The following is a 1,722-nucleotide window of genomic DNA, read 5'->3' as shown; positions in this document are numbered from 1 at the left end:
CCGGCCAGGGCATGCACCTCACCCTGGGTGACCTCGAAGTCGACGTCACTGAGCACCGTGACTCCATTGAAGGCCTTGTGAACTCCGAGCATCTGCACTGCAGTGGTGGATCGGTCCATCACGTCATCTCCGTTCCGACAGTAGCCGGCGGGTTGCCCCGCCGGCCGCGCAGTCAGAGTCAGTTGGCGAACGAGTCGGCCAGGTCGGTCGGGGCGTCCGAGTGGTAGACCTGCTTCCAGGCATCCAGGACGTTGTCGTGCTGTACAGGCAGGGCGCTGAGCGCTACGTAGGCCGGCTCATCCTTGCCGAGCAGGGCTCCGGCGCCGAGCAGGGCCTCGGTGACACCCTGGTCGAACGGCCGCTGTGCGCCCAGGCCGACGACCAGTTCACCCTTGGCGAGCGCAATGGCCGCGTTGGTGCCGAGATCCTGGGTTGCGAGCTTGAGGTCCGTCCGACCCGATGCGCGGGCGGCCGCCATGACGCCTTCGGCGGGCACGTCCCACACGGCCCAGATACCGGCGAGGTCGGGGGTCTCCGTCATCATCGCGTTGGCGGCGCTCTGCGCGTCGCCGGCAAAGTCTGGTCCGGCGATGCCCTTCTCGTCAACGATCGTGATGTCCGGGTAGTCCGACTCGATGGTCGTCTTGAACCCCTCGTAGCGCTGCTTGGTCACGAAGAAGTCGGCTTCGTGGAAGATCAGACCGATCTCGCCCTTGCCGCCGAGCGCCTTGGCCATCAGGTGTGCTGAGACCACGCCGTTGCCGTAGTTGTCGGCGGAGACGACGGAGACGTAGTCCTTCCCGGCCTCGAGGCCCTGCGGCACGTTGTCCATGAAGACGAGCTTGGTGCCGGCGTCCGCCGCGGCCTGGAACGCCGAGGCGGTCGCTACCGGATCCGTCGGGATCGACACGATGATGTCGGGCTTCTTGACCATCACGGTCTCGAGGTCGGACACCTGCTTGTCGGGCTTGAAGTTCGCGTCGGTCACCGCGACGACCTCGATGCCGAGCTTGGCGAACTGATCCTTCAGACCGGCGATTTGCGCGTTCGCCCAGTCGTTGCCGCCGTAGTGCATGACGATCGCCGCAGTCGCGTTCATGGCCTTCACCTCAGCGATCTCAGCGTCAGTGAGGGCGGCGACGTCAGCCGACTCGGCGGTCTCGCCGTTGGGGCCCTTGCTGAGGACCTTGCCCTCCAACGCTGCCAGCGCCTCGTCGACCTGCTTCGACACGCCCGGGTCCTCCGATGACGAGGACGTGGTGGCTGCGCTGCACCCTGCGGTGGCGAGCGCAAGCGCGAACGCGGCGAGGGCGACGGTGTACCGGGACTTGCTCTTCATCGGGATTCTCCAGGGTGGTGGCGGATGTCTGCAGCGCCGGAGGTGGCGAGCAGTCGGTCTAGAAAGGTCTTGCTGTGTGCCGCGGCGTCCCGGGGATCGCCGTCGTAGGAGTCCAGCTCGACGACCAACCAGCCGTCGTAGCCGCTCTCGACGAGGGCGTCGCGGACATCGGCGAAGTCGATCTGACCCACGCCGAGTGGGAGGAACTCCAGCGGGTCGCGCCGGAGGTCCTTGAGGTGGACGTGGCGGACGCGATCCGGGTAACGCCGGATCAGCGCAGCAGGGTCCCCGCCCCCGGCCGCCAGGTGGGCGGTGTCGGGGCAGAACCCGATCCGCGTCAGCGCCATGAGGCGGTCCAGCTCCTCAGGGCTCTCCACGATCGT

At 67.2% G+C, this 1,722-nt stretch carries 2 protein-coding genes; both read right to left on the bottom strand.

The window, feature by feature from the left end; translation table 11 throughout:
* Window positions 1-178 precede the first annotated feature (178 nt).
* Entirely contained in the window at window positions 179-1,339 is a 1,161-nt protein-coding gene (locus RMO85_RS13905) for a substrate-binding domain-containing protein (RefSeq protein WP_310529322.1), read from the bottom strand.
* Window positions 1,336-1,722, bottom strand: a 387-nt coding sequence (locus RMO85_RS13900; protein WP_310529321.1) for a TIM barrel protein, incomplete at its 5' end; no start/stop codon positions are given. The genes RMO85_RS13905 and RMO85_RS13900, both read right to left, overlap by 4 nt.

Source organism: Nocardioides sp. (assembly GCF_031422975.1).
Taxonomy (GTDB): Bacteria; Actinomycetota; Actinomycetes; order Propionibacteriales; family Nocardioidaceae; genus Nocardioides.
Note: the sequence above shows the minus strand (reverse complement) of the source record. Positions and strands in the feature narration are given on the sequence as shown.

Coding starts and splice junctions, on each gene's coding strand:
- RMO85_RS13905 (WP_310529322.1), bottom strand. CDS start 1,339: ATGAAGAGCAAGTCCCGGTACACCGTCGCCCTCGCCGCGTTCGCGCTT.